The organism is Salinivibrio sharmensis (assembly GCF_001995985.1).
Classification (GTDB): domain Bacteria; phylum Pseudomonadota; class Gammaproteobacteria; order Enterobacterales; family Vibrionaceae; genus Salinivibrio; species Salinivibrio sharmensis.
The window spans coordinates 1-15,767 of record NZ_MUFC01000008.1; the positions used below are offsets into that span (position 1 = coordinate 1).

Below are 15,767 nucleotides of genomic sequence, written 5' to 3' on the forward strand. Positions count from 1 at the left end.
CAGGGCGAGATCGCGAACGTTTTTTGACCAAAACAGGATCGGTTTGACGATCACCTCTGGCTGTGATCATATAGGCCGATTCTAAAATAGTTCGGGATAGATACCGTGGATATCGATACATTTAAAGACTACTTCAGCGCCGTTGATGATAACCGCCAGAGTGCCAAGATAACCTACCCGCTTTTCGACCTGCTCTTTGCTTCATTGTCCGCGGTGATTGCGGGGTCGAAAGGATGGTACGAGATTCGAGAATACATCCTCGGGCACCATGAGTGGTTTAAGCGTAACGGTATGTTTAAAGACGGTATTCCTGCCGACGATACCATCGCTCGTGCCATCTCTTCGATTGAACCTAGTGCCTTTCAAGCCTGCTTTATCGATTGGATGAAAGCGGTCCATCAAATGACGGATGGTCAGGTGGTCGCGATCGATGGTAAAACGCTGAAAGGCTCTTACAACCGTGAAGATAGAAGTAGTACGATCCACATGGTCAGTGCGTATGCCAGTGAAAATCATCTGGTGCTTGGGCAGCTCAAGACTGAAGAAAAAAGCAATGAAATCAGTGCGATTCCTGAGTTAATTCGCCTACTCGATTTACGCGGTGCGCTGGTCACCATCGATGCCATGGCCTGCCAAACGACGATTGCCAAGACGATTCTTGAGCAGGGTGGCGATTACTTATTAGCGGTGAAACAAAACCAGGGCAAGCTAGCGAACGCGATCACTGAGGCATTCAGTGAGCAACGTCGAACCTTCAATGACGATGTTGAGTTTGAATATGGTCACGGTCGTATTGAATCACGTCAGTGCTATGTGATTGATAAAGCGTGTTTATTAGGCGACTTTACCCGTTGGCCATCACTACAAAGCCTTGTCATGGTTGAGTCTCTGCGTGTTGAAARAGGGCGTCCGATGTCGCTGGAGTACCGCTACTATATCAGCTCAAAATCACTAACTGCCGATGAGGCAAGCCGTGCTATCCGCTCGCATTGGGGCATTGAAGCCATGCACTGGGTATTGGATGTCAACATGGGTGAAGACGCCTGCCAAATTTATAAAGACAATGGGGCCGCGAACTTTGCCTGTCTGCGACACATGGCCTCAAACATGGTGCGGGCTGAGCCGACCAAGATCAGCTTGGTGGCCAAACAGAAGCGCTGTCTCATGAATCCCAGCTTCTTAGAGAAGGTTTTAGCCGCAGGCATACCGGCGATGGTTGAAAAATGAACACTCATGCGCTCGCCCTGNATTTATAAAGACAATGGGGCCGCGAACTTTGCCTGTCTGCGACACATGGCCTCAAACATGGTGCGGGCTGAGCCGACCAAGATCAGCTTGGTGGCCAAACAGAAGCGCTGTCTCATGAATCCCAGCTTCTTAGAGAAGGTTTTAGCCGCAGGCATACCGGCGATGGTTGAAAAATGAACACTCATGCGCTCGCCCTGGGCTCAGGTGCGATATGAATCGTATCAAACGGCCGATGAATTAAGGCAAAGCTCTGATGACTTAACCCGCTTGGGGAGAACGTATGTGGTGACGGGAGATGAAAAGTACGAAAAGATGTACATGGATATCCTCGCTATTCGTAATGGAGAAAAACCTCGCCCCGAAAATTATCACACTATTTATTGGGATTTAGTATTAGATTATGGGCAAAAGCCAAAACCTGATGGAGAGACAATCGCGTTAAACCAGCGTATGCGGGAACTTGGCTTTACGGAGAAAGAGTTTGATTTTCTTAAAAAAGCCCAGGCTAACTCTGATGGACTGGTGAATATGGAAGTGAAAGCCATGAATGCGGTCAAAGGGCTTTATCCGGACAGTAGCGGTAACTATACCGTCCGTGGCGAGCCAAATAGGCAAATGGCGATCGACTTGTTACATAGCCCACAATATCACCAAGAAAAAGCAAAGATCATGAAGCCTATCGAGCGTTTTTTTGTGGCATTGGAAAAACGAACCAATGCGCAATTTAATCAGGCGGCGGCTAGCGTGAAGAAAACCGTTCTCATTGGCAATATTTCGTTAGCCGTTGTGGTTGTGATTGCTGTGCTGGGTTATGTAATCACCAAACGTAATGTTGTTAATCCCATTGATAGAATGGCATCCACGCTCAAAAACGTGGATGACAACTCAGATTTAACGTTGCGTGTTGATGATAGCAAAAATAATGAAATCGGCACGATTGGTAGCACGGTAAATAAAGTAATCAGTAGCTATTCGTCGACTATTGAAAAAATCAACGCCGTCAACCATATGATTTCTCAGATCACAGAGAGCTTAGTGAACATCACGGATAAAAACGCCAAAGTATCGAGCCAGCAAAATCAGGAATTGGAAATGGCTGCGACCGCGATGGAAGAAATGACGTCTGCATTATCAACAGTCGCGGAAAACACGTCGATGGCGGAAAAATATGCGGGCAATACCGAACGAGAAACCGGTTCGAGCAAAGAGGTGTTTGACAAAACAATGCTAGAATTCGGACGCTTGGAGACGGAGTTCAAGAAAACTTCGGAAGTCATCCAAGAGTTGGCTGATGAATCGACCAATGTTGGTAATGTGTTGGACGTGATTAAAGACATCGCTGAGCAAACAAACTTGTTGGCTCTTAATGCGGCTATCGAGGCGGCACGTGCAGGTGACCAAGGCCGCGGTTTTGCGGTGGTGGCGGATGAAGTCAGATCACTCGCACAGCGCACGCAAAAGTCGGCTGGCGAAATAGAAGAAATGATCGGTGGTTTGCAAGGTAAAGCCGAGCAGTCGACACAAACCATTCGTATCAATGCTGAAAAGATCTCATCCACACGAGATAACATGACCACGGCGAATGATGCTTTGGGGACAATCAAAGAGTCGGCCATGGAAATACACCGGCTAAATACCTCGATTGCCTCAGCGACCGAAGAGCAGCTGTCTGTCAGTGACGAAATTTCTGGTAATTTATCGAATATAAAGAACTTGTCGAGTGACATGACTGAGGCGATTGAGCAATTAGGCCCGATTGTCTCTAACTTGAAAGAGAATGTTGACTCGCTCAGTGGCGCGATTCGGCATATTCGCACGGAATAGCCGCACTTTGGGCTGCTTGCCTGGGTCAGGCAAGCAGCCATTCACCCCGAGGGAGTACGGTGTCTATTTAGAGGGCGCTCTCACGGTCATCTGATTTCTAAGCAGGCGCGAAACTAAACACTCGCTCGTCTTCTAAAAAGGCGGTGCCCTATGGCATTGAACAATGCGCCAGCGACAATTAACCCACCACCGGTATAAGTCCAGATAGACGGGACTTCGTTAAATACCCATACCCCAATTAATGTCGAGAACACGATTTGAATATATGCGTAGGCAGAGGCTTGTCCCGCTTGCTGGGTTTGCATCGCTTTAGTTAAGCCGTATTGGCCAACTTGGGTAAAGACGCCGACTAACACCAATAGCAAGGTCAGTGACAGGCTGGGCAGTACAAAAGACGGCCACATCAACACGGTGGATACGGGTAAGGCGATCATCGGGAAATACAAGATGATCACTGAGCTGTCTTCGGTGCGACTGAGCTTGCGGACAATCACATAGGCAATCGAGCTGCCTAATGCACCCATTAACGCAACCACCACGCTGAAGGTAGGGAGCGCATCGTCAATGGAGGCATTGAGGTTAGGTTGCACCATAATATAGAGCCCAGTTAAACAGAGGGCGATACACACTAACGTTGCCCCTTGTAAGCGCTCTTTAAGCAGCACGAGCCCCAGGAAAGCGGTAAATACCGGGTGAGTGTATTGCAGTACTGTGGCTTCGGCGAGCGGCAGGGTCGTAACTGCATAGTACACACACATGAGTGCTGCGGTTCCAAGTACACCACGCAGCAACAGCAGCGGTTTGTTATTTCCCCATGGTGATAGGCCTTTGCGTCTGACATCGGTATAACTGATGATTAACGAGACCAAGGCCCGCGATGCAACAATCTCAACCACAGGGATGCCGTTGATGCTGACATATTTCACGCAGGCCGACATCAGCGCAAACCCGAGTGCAGAGAGGAGCATATAGCGGATCCCGATGGGGATAGCAGAGAGAGATAAGGCAGGCATAATCACACGGCGTTGAACAACAAGGCGGATATGATAACGCGTCTCGCTATTTTTTGCTTGAGGGTAGGGCAAATAAATACGCGGCCTTAATAGCCGCGTGTGCGTATAACGTTAGAAGGTTAAGGCCAAAGTTGGGTAAGGGAACTAAGCAACCCTTGACTGGCGCCTTGTTGCCCAAGGTACTCAAGCACAATGGGCACAAATTGTTGAAGCGTTGCAGGGTCAATCCCGAGCTGCTGTGTGACGTCGTATAATGCACTGATGGAGCCAATGCCGCTGCTGACGCCTGAACCGCCAAGAAGCGAAGACAATGACGTTAAATCAGGGCGGAGACTCGCAAGCTCTTGCTGGTTATTCCCCGTCAGGTTATTGGCTGCCATTGCCAGCAACGCGCTAGCACCACCAGCGGCTTGTGTTGAACTCACATCCACTTGCTCGGTAATGGATTGGACGAGGGGAGACTGACTGGCTTGGTCATCCGCGAACTGGGTGGCCATTTGGGTCATCACATCAGTCGTTTTATCGCCTTGGCCGAACAGAGCGTAGCTTGGTGTTGCGAAAACAAGGCTTGAGAGCGTGAGAAAAGTCGCCACGTATTTCATCATCGATTATCCGTTAAACAGAAAAATAAACCGTGCTCTAGGTATAGCGGGGATTGCCGCGGAAAGAAAGTCTTTCAGCGGCAAAGTGTTGGCGAGTCTCAGGGTTAAGCCACGGCGCGTACTTTCTCTAAGTGCGCGAGGTACTCATCGTAGCTGCCGTTAAAGTGGATCAACTGCTGATCTTTGATCTCAATAATGTCGGTGGCCAATGAGGAAACAAATTCACGGTCGTGGCTGACAAAAATTAAGGTGCCAGGGAATTGCTCTAGTCCTTTATTGAGTGACTCGATGGCTTCCATATCCATGTGGTTGGTGGGCTCATCCATCACGATCACATTGATATCTTGCATCATCAATTTGCCAAACATCAGGCGGTTTTTCTCGCCCCCCGAGCAGCTTTTGGCTTTTTTATTCACGTCATCGGCCGAAAACAACAAGCGGCCTAAAATACCACGCACCATCAAATCATCGTGCTTGGCCGTACGCCACTGCGACATCCACTCAAACACGGTGAGATCGTTATCAAACTCAGCGCTGTTATCTTGCGCACAGTAACCTATGGATGCGTTCTCTGACCATTTGATTGTGCCCTCGCTTTGCGCAAGCTCACCGACCAAACAGCGTAGCAGCGTTGATTTACCCACCCCGTTTTCGCCAATAATCGCGAGGCGCGAGCCGGCTTCGAGTAAGAAATGGCCACCGCGAAATAGGGGCGTATCGTCAAATGCATGGCCCACCTCGCGCAATTCAACCGCTTGGCGATGGAGCTTTTTGCTTTCAGTGAATTGGATGTAAGGGTGCACGCGACTGGAGGCTTTGACTTCATCAAGCTGGATTTTTTCCATACGCTTAGCGCGTGAACTGGCTTGCTTGGCCTTAGACGCATTGGCACCAAAACGGTTCACAAAGTCTTGCAGCTCACTAAGTTCGGCTTCTTTTTTGGCGTTGCTGGCGAGCAATTGTTCACGTGCCAAGCTAGATGCAGCGACGAAATCATCATAGTTACCGGGGTAAACACGAAGCTCACCAAAATCAATATCCGCCATGTGGGTGCAAGTGGCGTTCAAGAAGTGGCGATCGTGGGAAATAATAATCATGGTGCACTGGCGCTGCTGCAGCTCACCGGCCAACCAATTGATGGTGTGAATATCCAAGTTGTTGGTTGGCTCGTCCAGCAGCAAAATATCAGGATTGGCGAACAGGGCTTGAGCAAGTAGCACTCGTAATTTCCAGCCCGGCGCGACTTGCGACATCAAGCCAAAGTGGAGTTCCTCGGCAATCCCCGCTTGTAGCAGAATATCGCCAGCGCGGCTCTCGGCGGTATAACCGTCCATTTCGGCAAACTGGCTTTCTAGTTCAGCCACGGCCATGCCGTCCTCTTCGCTCATTTCCGGCAGAGCATAAATGCGCTCACGCTCTTGTTTGATTTCCCACAGTTTGCGGTCACCCATCATCACCGTATCAATCACTGAATACTGTTCGTAAGCAAATTGGTCTTGGCTAAGCTCGCCCAAGGTTTGTCCTGGGGTGATGGACACATTGCCTGCAGTCGGGGTGAGCGCGCCGCTCATAATCTTCATCAAGGTCGATTTGCCACAACCATTAGCACCGATTAACCCGTAGCGGTTACCGTTACCAAATTTGGCAGAGATGTTTTCGAATAGCGGCTCGGCACCAAACTGCATGGTGATATTGGCGATTGAAATCAAAAGAGGTTCCTAGCGACTGTGCTCAACCAAGGTCCGTGTCGTTTATCACCAGGGATAAATCCACGGCCCAGCGAGGAGGATGTAAAGATAAATATGACTGAGCGCGCATTGTACAGAAATGTGATGGAATTAACAGATTAACCTGAAAAATCCCAAGCCAGCTGGGCTGGCGTTGGGAATAGAGAAAGTATTACAAATACCGCCCTTGAATATACTCGCGAAAGTAGGCGGGATTGAGGGTTTCGCCGGTGGCATCTCTGAGTAGGTTATCGGTTGAGGTGGTGCTGGCGCGTTGCCAAATATGTTGAGATAACCAATCAAAAATCGGTGACAGGTTGCCGCTGGCGATTATACCGTCGACATCCAGTTGCTGGCGCATCGCTTGCATTAATTGCGCGGCATACAGGGCACCCAAGGTATAGGTGGGGAAGTAACCAAAGCTGCCATCGGTCCAGTGAATGTCTTGCATGCAGCCGTTTTTGTAATTGCCGGCGGTACTCAGGCCAAGGTATTGCTGCATCGCGGTGTCCCAACGCTCAGGAATATGATCCACCTCCATTTTGCCGCTGATCAGATCGCGTTCAATGTCATAGCGCAGCATGATATGGGCAGGATAGGTGACCTCGTCGGCATCGACACGGATATAGCCAGGTGATACCTGAGTGAGCACGCGGTGGAGGTTTTCGACCTGAAACGCGGGCTCATCCTGGCGGTTAAAGGCCTGTTTGGCTTGTTGGCAGATTAAAGTCGCGAAGGGGGCGCTGCGGGCGAGCTGCATTTCAAAAAACAGGCTTTGGCTTTCGTGTACACCCATCGAGCGTGCTTGGCCCACCGGCAAACCGGCTAGGTCTTTAGGTAGTCCTTGCTCATAACGCGCATGACCGGTTTCGTGGATCACGCCCATTAATGCCGAGGTGAAATCTTGCTCATCATAGCGGGTGGTAATGCGCACATCGGTGGGTACCCCGCCACAAAATGGGTGGGTGCTGATATCGAGTCGACCATACTCAAAGCTAAACCCAAGCTGCTTCATCACGTGTTCACCCAAGGCTTTTTGTTGCGCTTGTGGGAAAGGGCCTTTAGGCGTGATCACCGGCTGTTGTGCTTGCTTGTCGACCACGGCTTGGATAGTCTCCGGCAGCCAATGTTTGAGGGCACCAAACACTTCATCAATACGCTCGGCGGTCATCCCGGGCTCGTACAAATCAAGGAGCGCATCATAAGGGGCACACAGCTTCTGGTCAGCGCGGATATGGGCTTCTTCACGCGCCAGGGCGACCACTTCTTTTAAGTTTTTGGCAAACCCGTCCCAGTCATTGTCTTGGCGCTGCTGACGCCACGCATGCTCGCATTTAGCCCCGGCCAATGATTTGGCTTTAACTAAGGTGTCGGGTAACACACTGGCCTGCTGCCACTCGCGCTTCATCTCTGCCACGCTTGCTTTTTGCGTGGCATTCAAATGTCGGGACTTTTCATCTACGTCTGCGAACCAATCCCCAAGCTCTGGTTTGGTCATTTGTTGGTGGCAGTAGAGGGCGAGTTCTGCCATGGCGTCGGCACGGGCGTTATTGCCGCCATCTGGCATCATGGTTGCTTGATCCCAACCACATATTGCGGCAAGGTGCTGAAAATGCGACAGGCGCTTAAAATGTGCTTCCAGCTTATCGAGTGGTTCCATTATCACTTCCTTGTTGACAACTTTGCCGGATATTCTGGCAATTTGAGTGAGAAAAGCAAGGCAGCCGATGAGGTTCTGCCAGCTAATGCAATAAAGGAGTTTGCAACATCATGTATCTATTTGGGTACGGGAGTTTGATGAATCCAGCCTCACGGGCGCTGACAGGTGATTCAGGGTGGGCGTGTCCTGTTACCGTCAGTGGACTAAGCCGCCACTGGAGCAATGTGAGTGAGGCGTTTATCTCACCGCTGGTGGTGCTTGAAGGGGAAGGCGAATGCAACGGGGTATTGGTCAACATCGACCCCGAATCACTGCCCGATTTTGATCGGCGTGAGGCAGGCTATCAGCGTTTACAGTTAGCCGAATCAAACATTGCTTTGCCTGAAGACGTTGTCCTGGATGGGCCCGTGTACGTTTACGTCGCTGATACCCGGCGAGCGCCTGATGTAGATAAACCCATAGCGCAATCCTATGTGGATACGGTAATGGCAGGGTGTTTGCGCTATTCGACGGACTTTGCTCGCGCCTTTTTAACCACCACTCAGGGGTGGGAAGGCGCTTATCACAATGACCGTGCTGAACCAAGATACCCGCGCGTCGCGGGAGTCAGCGACCAAGACAGAATAGAAATTGATCGTTTAATGCAGAGCCATCTACAAGGAGTCGTCACCCCCTCCGTCAATCCTTGATTTAGCGTGCTCAATAAAATAGGCCACCGATCATACGGTGGCCTAATGTGCGTTTAAGTCATTTTAAGTGCCAGTGGAATTAGTTGACTTCCACGTACACGATCTCTGGCGAGGTGACCTCAACGCGGCGGTTTTGTGCGCGTCCTTCCGGCGTGTTGTTACTGGCGATAGGGTCGGCTTCGCCTTTGCCTTCTACGGTGAGGCGGCTCGCATCGATACCCGCATCCAAGAACACATCTGCCACTGCTTGCGCGCGTTCAACAGACAGCTTCTGGTTGTAAGCCGCAGGGCCTTTGCTGTCTGTGTGACCCACAATCGTCGCGGTAGCTTCTTCGTGACGAAGCAAGCGATCAACTAAGGGCTGTAATGAAGCCGCTGCTTGCTCAGAGAGCGTCGCTTTGTCAAAACCAAACATTTCTGTTTCGCCAGCCTCTGATAGCACGATCGATTGTGGCTCAACCACAGGTTGTGGCTCTGGTGCTGGCTCTTCCATCACCGGCTCTTCAACCATTGGCTCTGGCATTGGCTCGTGGTTGGTGCGCCCGAAATGATACGTCATGCCGACAGTCACTAAATTGTTGTCGACGCTTGAGAAGTAGCCATCGTCCATGTCGTTGATGTGCTGATATTCAAGGCGAACGTTCAGTTTTTCCGTTGCTTGATGATCAACACCTAAGGCGCCCATCAAGGAGACATCGTCACGGTCACCGGCGTTACTATTGAAATCCCACATCGCGCCACCGAGTTTACCGTATAGTGAGGTGTCATCCTTGAGGTGATAAGACAGCTTGGGCGCAAGTGTCAACGCAGTGAGATCGCCCGCGGCGCTGAACGTGGTACCTGATTGGTCAAATGCGGTATCAAAACGGCCTAAATAATCGTAGGTACCCTCGAGAGCAAACCAATCATTGAAATCATAACCGGTGATAATACCTGCACCGAGCTCGGAGTCCCCGCAATCGGTGTCAGTCACACAGCTATCTTCTAAAAACGAAGGGCCAATGCGGCCACCCATATACAGACCGCTGTCTTGCTGTGCATAGGCGGTAGGTGCCACCGCCATTAATAAGCCTAGGCTTGTCACGATCTTTTTCATGCCACTGTCTCCTCAGTAAGGATATGAAGAATTTTTTACGCATTTCATGCTTGTTATAGGCTCACATTAGTTCATGGCAACTGAACTGCCAGCGGCAGGACAGATCAGCCACTTATAACGTGACACAGATCCTAGGCTAGACCTCAGTGCGGTGTAACTCAACAGGGGAGAGGAGATTTAACCTGTATTTGACGAGGGTTTACACAGGTGCCTTATTGGTGGAAAAAGGCTGACATAGGCCGGACATAAGCCGGCCGATTATCGATCGATATCATGACTTTCGGGTGCCCGAAAGGCGCTTTTGCGGGCCTTGGCCATTGACGGGGCGGCTTACTGAGATCTCGCGTCCCTTTTTCATGCCGCGCTCGTAGTCATCCGTCATGGCGGCCATGGCTTCTTTTAGTTGTTGCTTAAAGGTCTCGCGGTCAATATTGGCGAATTCTTTATCAATATAGCTTTTGATTTTGTCGTCGCTATCTCGCGCATCAAGCTGTGGTAGCTTATCGAGTGCCCCCTCAAGCCAACCTGTGGTGAACGACTGCACACGCCGCGTGACTTCCTGTGTGCTGGTGCCGGTGCCAGCGAAGCTATTACGAAACTGGCCGATATGTTCATTCATATCGCGATAAACCACATCAAAAGCAAAGGCGGCGAAGATGGCGCGGTCTGCATCCCCAATAAACTCGGCCTGTTTTAACCCCTTGTGATTGACGAGCACACACTCCACTCCAAACCGGCTATTGATACCGCGGATAATTTTTAAGATCGATTGGCTAATGGAAGCGGGTAACAGCTTTTCTGAACGGGTTTTACCCATGCTGATGAAGTCAATGTCGTCTTGATCCAGGCCATGCTTACGCATCAGCCGCTCGGCCATTTTTATCGCTTGCGCTGCCTCATTCACATTGGCTGAATTACTAAGCTCTAGGCATTTAGCAATTTTTTTGAGCGCTTTGCTTTTCGGATCTGACATGCATACTTCCCGATAACGAACAAACGAGCATTGTATCGCGTCCGCAAGCCACAACAAAGGGGTGAAAGAATTGATAGTTGTGTGCGGTCTGTTAGAGGGAGTGAGCAATGAGGCAAACATAACAATGAAACGAATGAGCGGTATGTTGAGCGCTTTAGTCGTGGTCGCGGTGATGGTGATTAACGTCGATATTGGGCGGCGTATCCTCCACCAATCGATGGACCCTGCTAGTTATATAGGACTTTGGCTGCTGGCCGCATCGCTTGTGGCTATTGGTGTGCTTAGGTTGTGTCCGCACAAAGCACCTAGCGTTCAAAAAGACAAACCACTTCCCCCGTTGCTAACAACTGGGCAACTATCCTCGTTTGTGACTTGGCGCCTGGCAGGGCTGTTGTTTCTGGCGATTACCAGTGCTGTCTTTGCCTGTCGGTTGCTTGATATTGCCACCTTAGGGCTAGTGGTTGTCGCGGGCGTGCAAGGCGTGTTGGGAGTGGTGTCGCGTTCGCACCATCAACACTGGCTATGGGCGGGCTTAATGATGGTCTTCGCGGGGTTGGGCTATTTATTAGCGCCTGGCATGTATGCGCCGCACCCACTTGGGGTGGGGCTTGGGCTGATCAGTGGTGGTGCGTGGGCCAGTTATTGGTCACAAGTAGTCAAGTATCCCAACCAAGCCGAGTTGCAGGTGGTCGCGAGTCTACGGATTAGTTTGTTGTTGGTATTGCCCTTATTGGTGTTCACATTACCCAATGTCTCTGTTTCCGTGCGAGGAGGTGGGCTCGCTGTGCTGGCTGGCGCATTGTTTGTCGTTGGAGTGAGGCTCTTTGGACGCTTTCAGAAGGCCGAGCCACAGTTACTCAGCCAACAGTTAATGTGGGTGACCGTCTTGCTCGCCTTGATGGGGCTGGCTACTTGGGATCAAAGTAGCATGATGAATATGCGACTCACTAGCGCGGCGGTGGTCGTGATGAGTGGGCTTGTTGTGATTGGCATTGCGGGTCGCGCTGACCCTGACAGCCCCCCCCGGTAATGCCAGCCGGGCTGTTTATCTATACAGTGGTTGGTGGGGTTTGTTACACTGAACAAATGACTTACACCACGCAACCCTGATAATGCCAGTGTCTTCTCACTCTTCGTCCTACATGCAGCAAGGCTTCGTGATCACGCGTCAACAACGAGATCGAGGCCAAACCACATCGATTGTACTTTGGCTATCAACACCAGATGGCCCGGTAAAGCTGTGCATTGACGATCAGCAAAGCGTGTTTTTTGTCCCTCAAGAAGAAAAAGCGCGTGTGGATGCTTTACTCCCGTCGGTTGACCCTCTCGCTTACTGTAAAGCGGTGTCATTATCCACCTTTCAACACACGCCCGTTGCCGCTTGCTATTTCAGTAGTGTGAAACGCGCGCAAGAGGGACAACGTGTGATTAGTGGCGCGGCTATTCCGTTATATGAAGGCGATATTCGTCTCGCTGACCGTTACTTAATGGAGCGCTACATTTGTGGCAGCTTGCTGTTCACCGGTCAAGCCCGTCAACGGCAAGGTTACCTAGAGGTGACGCAAGGCAAAGCGAAACAAGCAGACTACACCCCGACATTGCATCATGTGTCTTTGGATATTGAATGCTCACAAAAAGGGCAACTCTATTCAGTGGGACTCGCGAGTGAAAAAGATAGTCGAGTGATCATGGTGGGCAGCCGGCAAGACAATGCCCCTGATTGGATAGAGTGGGTCGATGACGAAGAAGCATTACTAAGTGCGCTAGAAAGATGGTTTGCCTATTACGATCCTGATGTGGTGGTGGGATGGAATGTGATTGATTTTGACTTTCGCTTACTGGTGAAGCGTGCACACATCTATCAACGCGACCTTCGGCTGGGCCGTGGCGGTGAACGCGCATTTTGGCGTGAAGGTGGCAGTAATAAGCCGGGCTTTATTAGTTTGTCTGGGCGGGTGGTGATTGATGGGATTGAAGCTTTAAAAACAGCAACCTATGGCTTTCGTTCATGGGCGCTAGAAGCGGTTGCACAAACGTTATTGGGGGAGGGTAAAGCGATTGATAATCCCCATGATCGCATGGCTTCCATCAATCGCATGTTTCATCACGACAAAGTCGCACTGGCCACCTACAACTTACAAGATTGTGTTTTAGTCAACCGTATATTTGATCACACCCATTTACTCGACTTTCTTATTGAGCGATCGCGGTTAACTGGGGTAGAGCTTGACCGTGTCGGGGGCTCGGTAGCGGCCTTCACCAACTTGTTTTTACCACGCCTTCATCGCTCAGGCTATGTGGCGCCGAACTTGGCCAGTGACGGGTGGATAGCAAGCCCGGGCGGTTATGTGATGGACTCCAAGCCTGGGTTATATCACTCAGTGCTGGTGTTAGATTTTAAATCGCTGTACCCCTCTATCATCCGTACCTTTCTGATTGATCCGCTGGGGCTTATTGAGGGGCTAAAAGCACAAGAAACCGGCGAAGAGGCAGAGACGGTACCTGGCTTTCGTGGCGGTGTCTTTCACCGAGAAAAGCACTACCTTCCGGCATTGATTGATGATTTGTGGCAAGCGCGCGATCGGGCGAAAAAAGCGGGAGAAAAAGCGTTTTCACAGGCGATAAAAATTATCATGAATTCCTTTTATGGAGTACTGGGCTCGCAAGGCTGTCGGTTTTTCGACCACCGCTTGGCATCGTCGATTACCATGCGTGGTCACGAAATCATGAAAACCACTCGTGAGTTGATTGAAGCGCAAGGCTTTGAGGTCATTTACGGCGATACCGACTCGACGTTCGTCTCTTTGGGAGGCGAAAAGTCAAGCGAGCAAGCTGATCATATCGGGCAGCAGCTGGTGAATGAAGTGAATCGCTGGTGGCAAACATACCTCAGTGAAACGTACGGATTAGACTCGGCGTTAGAAATTGAATACGAAACCCACTATCAACGCTTTCTCATGCCCACCATTCGGGGTCAAGAAACGGGCAGCAAAAAGCGCTATGCTGGCCGCGTAATAGATAGACAGTCTGGCGAGTCAACGCTGGTGTTTAAAGGGTTAGAAACCGTACGTACTGACTGGACCCCGTTGGCACAAACTTTCCAAAAACAGTTATACCAACGTGTGTTTGATGGCGACGAAGTAGACGCGTTTATTCGCGATATCGTAGAGCGCACCAACCAAGGTGAGCATGACGATGCATTGGTCTATCGCAAACGGCTTCGTCGGCCATTGGCAGAATATCAGAAGAATGTGCCACCGCACGTGCGCGCGGCACGGATGGCGGAAAGTGAAAACCGTAAACTAGGACGCCCCGAGCAATATCAGCGGGGTGGCTGGATAGAATACGTGATCACCGTGAATGGCCCGGAACCCTGCGATTATTTGCGTAGCCCAATTGATTATCAGCACTATATAGATAAACAACTAAAACCGATTGCTGACGGTATTTTACCGTTTATCGGCAAAGAGTTTGATACGTTGGCGCTGCCGCAATTGGGGTTATTCTAAACCAAATTTGCAATTTTGTTGCCCACCCGCTTGAATGAAAGCATCAGCAGGGAGGTCGACGTGGAACAGCTCGATTTTTTCGAGGTGCCAAACCCGTGTAAAGGCATCTGTCAGGTCAACAACAAAGGCTACTGTAAAGGGTGCTTTCGCAGCCGCGACGAACGTGTTCATTGGTATGCGTTAACCAATGAGCAAAAACGCAATGTCGTCCGTCTTTGTCATCAACGCTATCTACGTATCTTGCGTGCGAAAAGAAAACAGGCGCAAGACGCCGCCCTGGATGCTGAGCCTCTACCTTACCAACCTTCCTTGTTTGATGACCTCAATGACGATTCGTCGTCTTAATAGGGTGTGGTGTTATCTACTAAAATTATTGCATTTTTCTCTTTCTCTGGCGTGTTTTCATGTCCTTTCTAAACTATAGGGAGGAGGGAAAGTGATGAGTGGTAAAGAGTGTGCGTTCAAAGCGCGTAATGGATGGCAATGTGATCAGCAAGCGGGTAAATCTGGTCTTTGTTACTGGCATGACCCTAATGTTGATAAGCGGGACCACGATGTAAAAGCGGACGTGGAAGCGTGGGCCGCGTCGGGCCGGCCACTCGACGGTTTTCAGCTGGCACGTACCAACTTGACCGATATTCACTTGGTCAACCGTGGTAACAAGCAAGGATACTCGTGCCAAGGTGCGGACTTCTACCGTGCCAATCTAACCGAAGCGCACTGTTTTGGCTTGGACTTACGCAATGCATCCCTGATGAAAGCCAATTTATTGCGCGCTAATCTTAATTGTACCCGTCTCGATGGTAGCAATTTACTAGGGGCGGATATGGCACGCACGGGGCTCGAAAATGTTGATTGGGGTGAGCAATTTAAGCAAGAGCGGTTGGCTTTTTTAGAAAAGGATCCATCTCGGCGTCAGTCTTTATTCCAGGAGTCGGAAGAGGTATGCCGAAATATCCGCAAACAATGTGAAAAGCAAGGCTTGTTTGATGTGGCGGGATACTTTTTTAAAAAGGAAATGCGGTTTCGCCGTTATCAGATGCCGAAGCTCGGTTTTCAGCGAGCACTATCAAAAACGGTCGATTTGTTTTGTGGCTACGGCGAGGATCCGTTACGGGTAGTGATTTTTTCCGTATTAGTGATTGCATCTTGTGCGCTGGCGTATTTTGCCCTAGGTACCACCCAAGCCAACCCGATCTATCCGGACCTTACTGGCGCAGAAGCCCGCTTTTATGAGTTGCTGAATGCGCTGTATTTCAGCGTGGTGACCTTTACCACCCTAGGATATGGCGATATTACACCGTCTGGCTTTGCTCGCTTTATTGCTGCCTTTGAGGCATTTCTAGGCAGCTTTACCATGGCGCTCTTTGTGGTGGTGTTCGTGAAGAAGATGACGAGGTAGCGACAGCGTGGTCGACGGTGATAA

The 15,767-nt window shown here is 50.3% G+C and carries 12 protein-coding genes and 2 pseudogenes; 8 read left to right on the forward strand and 6 right to left on the reverse strand.

Annotated features, from left to right (window positions below; translation table 11 throughout):
* Positions 1 to 105: 105 nt before the first annotated feature.
* The 3 genes and pseudogenes from BZG74_RS09105 to BZG74_RS09115 all read left to right on the forward strand — a co-directional run.
* Entirely contained in the window at positions 106 to 1,227 is a 1,122-nt protein-coding gene (locus BZG74_RS09105; RefSeq protein WP_077772308.1) for an ISAs1 family transposase, read from the forward strand.
* A gap of 21 nt (positions 1,228 to 1,248) precedes the next feature.
* A pseudogene (locus tag BZG74_RS09110) lies at positions 1,249 to 1,425 on the forward strand (ISAs1 family transposase); the annotation flags it as partial.
* Between the two features lie 27 nt (positions 1,426 to 1,452).
* Positions 1,453 to 3,072, forward strand: a pseudogene (locus BZG74_RS09115) (methyl-accepting chemotaxis protein); the annotation flags it as partial.
* A 113-nt stretch (positions 3,073 to 3,185) separates the two neighbouring features.
* Here BZG74_RS09115 and BZG74_RS09120 read toward each other — a convergent pair.
* The 4 genes from BZG74_RS09120 to BZG74_RS09135 form a co-directional block, all read right to left on the reverse strand.
* On the reverse strand, positions 3,186 to 4,085 hold the full coding sequence (locus BZG74_RS09120) for a DMT family transporter (RefSeq protein WP_077772415.1): 900 nt from the start codon (positions 4,083 to 4,085) through the stop codon (positions 3,186 to 3,188).
* A gap of 119 nt (positions 4,086 to 4,204) precedes the next feature.
* The gene (locus tag BZG74_RS09125) at positions 4,205 to 4,690 is read right to left on the reverse strand and encodes a DUF2780 domain-containing protein (RefSeq protein ID WP_235605733.1); all 486 of its coding nucleotides are present in this window, start codon (positions 4,688 to 4,690) and stop codon (positions 4,205 to 4,207) included.
* 101 nt (positions 4,691 to 4,791) lie between these two features.
* A complete protein-coding gene (locus BZG74_RS09130) occupies positions 4,792 to 6,396 on the reverse strand; it encodes an ABC-F family ATPase (RefSeq protein ID WP_077772311.1) in 1,605 nt (534 codons plus the stop codon).
* Between the two features lie 190 nt (positions 6,397 to 6,586).
* On the reverse strand, positions 6,587 to 8,074 hold the full coding sequence (locus BZG74_RS09135) for a carboxypeptidase M32 (protein WP_077772312.1): 1,488 nt from the start codon (positions 8,072 to 8,074) through the stop codon (positions 6,587 to 6,589).
* Between the two features lie 110 nt (positions 8,075 to 8,184).
* On the opposite strand from BZG74_RS09135, the gene BZG74_RS09140 reads away from it, so the two are divergent.
* Complete coding sequence (locus BZG74_RS09140; RefSeq protein WP_077772313.1) at positions 8,185 to 8,763, forward strand: gamma-glutamylcyclotransferase family protein; 579 nt, start codon at positions 8,185 to 8,187, stop codon at positions 8,761 to 8,763.
* Between the two features lie 79 nt (positions 8,764 to 8,842).
* Here BZG74_RS09140 and BZG74_RS09145 read toward each other — a convergent pair whose 3' ends face one another.
* Both BZG74_RS09145 and BZG74_RS09150 read right to left on the reverse strand, forming a co-directional pair.
* A complete protein-coding gene (locus BZG74_RS09145) occupies positions 8,843 to 9,859 on the reverse strand; it encodes an OmpA family protein (RefSeq protein ID WP_077772314.1) in 1,017 nt (338 codons plus the stop codon).
* Between the two features lie 271 nt (positions 9,860 to 10,130).
* Complete coding sequence (locus BZG74_RS09150) at positions 10,131 to 10,832, reverse strand: DUF2786 domain-containing protein (protein WP_077772315.1); 702 nt, start codon at positions 10,830 to 10,832, stop codon at positions 10,131 to 10,133.
* Between the two features lie 124 nt (positions 10,833 to 10,956).
* Between BZG74_RS09150 and BZG74_RS09155 the strand changes: the two genes are divergently transcribed.
* The 4 genes from BZG74_RS09155 (at position 10,957) to BZG74_RS09170 (ending at position 15,743) form a co-directional block, all read left to right on the forward strand.
* Positions 10,957 to 11,862, forward strand: coding sequence for a hypothetical protein (locus BZG74_RS09155; RefSeq protein WP_131825630.1), 906 nt, complete (start codon positions 10,957 to 10,959; stop codon positions 11,860 to 11,862).
* Between the two features lie 82 nt (positions 11,863 to 11,944).
* The gene (locus BZG74_RS09160) at positions 11,945 to 14,341 is read left to right on the forward strand and encodes a DNA polymerase II (RefSeq protein WP_392397589.1); all 2,397 of its coding nucleotides are present in this window, start codon (positions 11,945 to 11,947) and stop codon (positions 14,339 to 14,341) included.
* A 60-nt stretch (positions 14,342 to 14,401) separates the two neighbouring features.
* On the forward strand, positions 14,402 to 14,686 hold the full coding sequence (locus tag BZG74_RS09165) for a DUF1289 domain-containing protein (protein WP_077772318.1): 285 nt from the start codon (positions 14,402 to 14,404) through the stop codon (positions 14,684 to 14,686).
* 94 nt (positions 14,687 to 14,780) lie between these two features.
* On the forward strand, positions 14,781 to 15,743 hold the full coding sequence (locus tag BZG74_RS09170) for an ion channel (RefSeq protein WP_077772319.1): 963 nt from the start codon (positions 14,781 to 14,783) through the stop codon (positions 15,741 to 15,743).
* Positions 15,744 to 15,767: the final 24 nt, after the last annotated feature.

Coding starts and splice junctions, on each gene's coding strand:
- BZG74_RS09120 (WP_077772415.1), bottom strand. CDS start 4,085: ATGCCTGCCTTATCTCTCTCTGCTATCCCCATCGGGATCCGCTATATG.
- BZG74_RS09125 (WP_235605733.1), bottom strand. CDS start 4,690: ATGATGAAATACGTGGCGACTTTTCTCACGCTCTCAAGCCTTGTTTTC.
- BZG74_RS09135 (WP_077772312.1), bottom strand. CDS start 8,074: ATGGAACCACTCGATAAGCTGGAAGCACATTTTAAGCGCCTGTCGCAT.
- BZG74_RS09140 (WP_077772313.1), top strand. CDS start 8,185: ATGTATCTATTTGGGTACGGGAGTTTGATGAATCCAGCCTCACGGGCG.
- BZG74_RS09145 (WP_077772314.1), bottom strand. CDS start 9,859: ATGAAAAAGATCGTGACAAGCCTAGGCTTATTAATGGCGGTGGCACCT.
- BZG74_RS09150 (WP_077772315.1), bottom strand. CDS start 10,832: ATGTCAGATCCGAAAAGCAAAGCGCTCAAAAAAATTGCTAAATGCCTA.
- BZG74_RS09155 (WP_131825630.1), top strand. CDS start 10,957: ATGAAACGAATGAGCGGTATGTTGAGCGCTTTAGTCGTGGTCGCGGTG.
- BZG74_RS09160 (WP_392397589.1), top strand. CDS start 11,945: ATGCCAGTGTCTTCTCACTCTTCGTCCTACATGCAGCAAGGCTTCGTG.
- BZG74_RS09170 (WP_077772319.1), top strand. CDS start 14,781: ATGAGTGGTAAAGAGTGTGCGTTCAAAGCGCGTAATGGATGGCAATGT.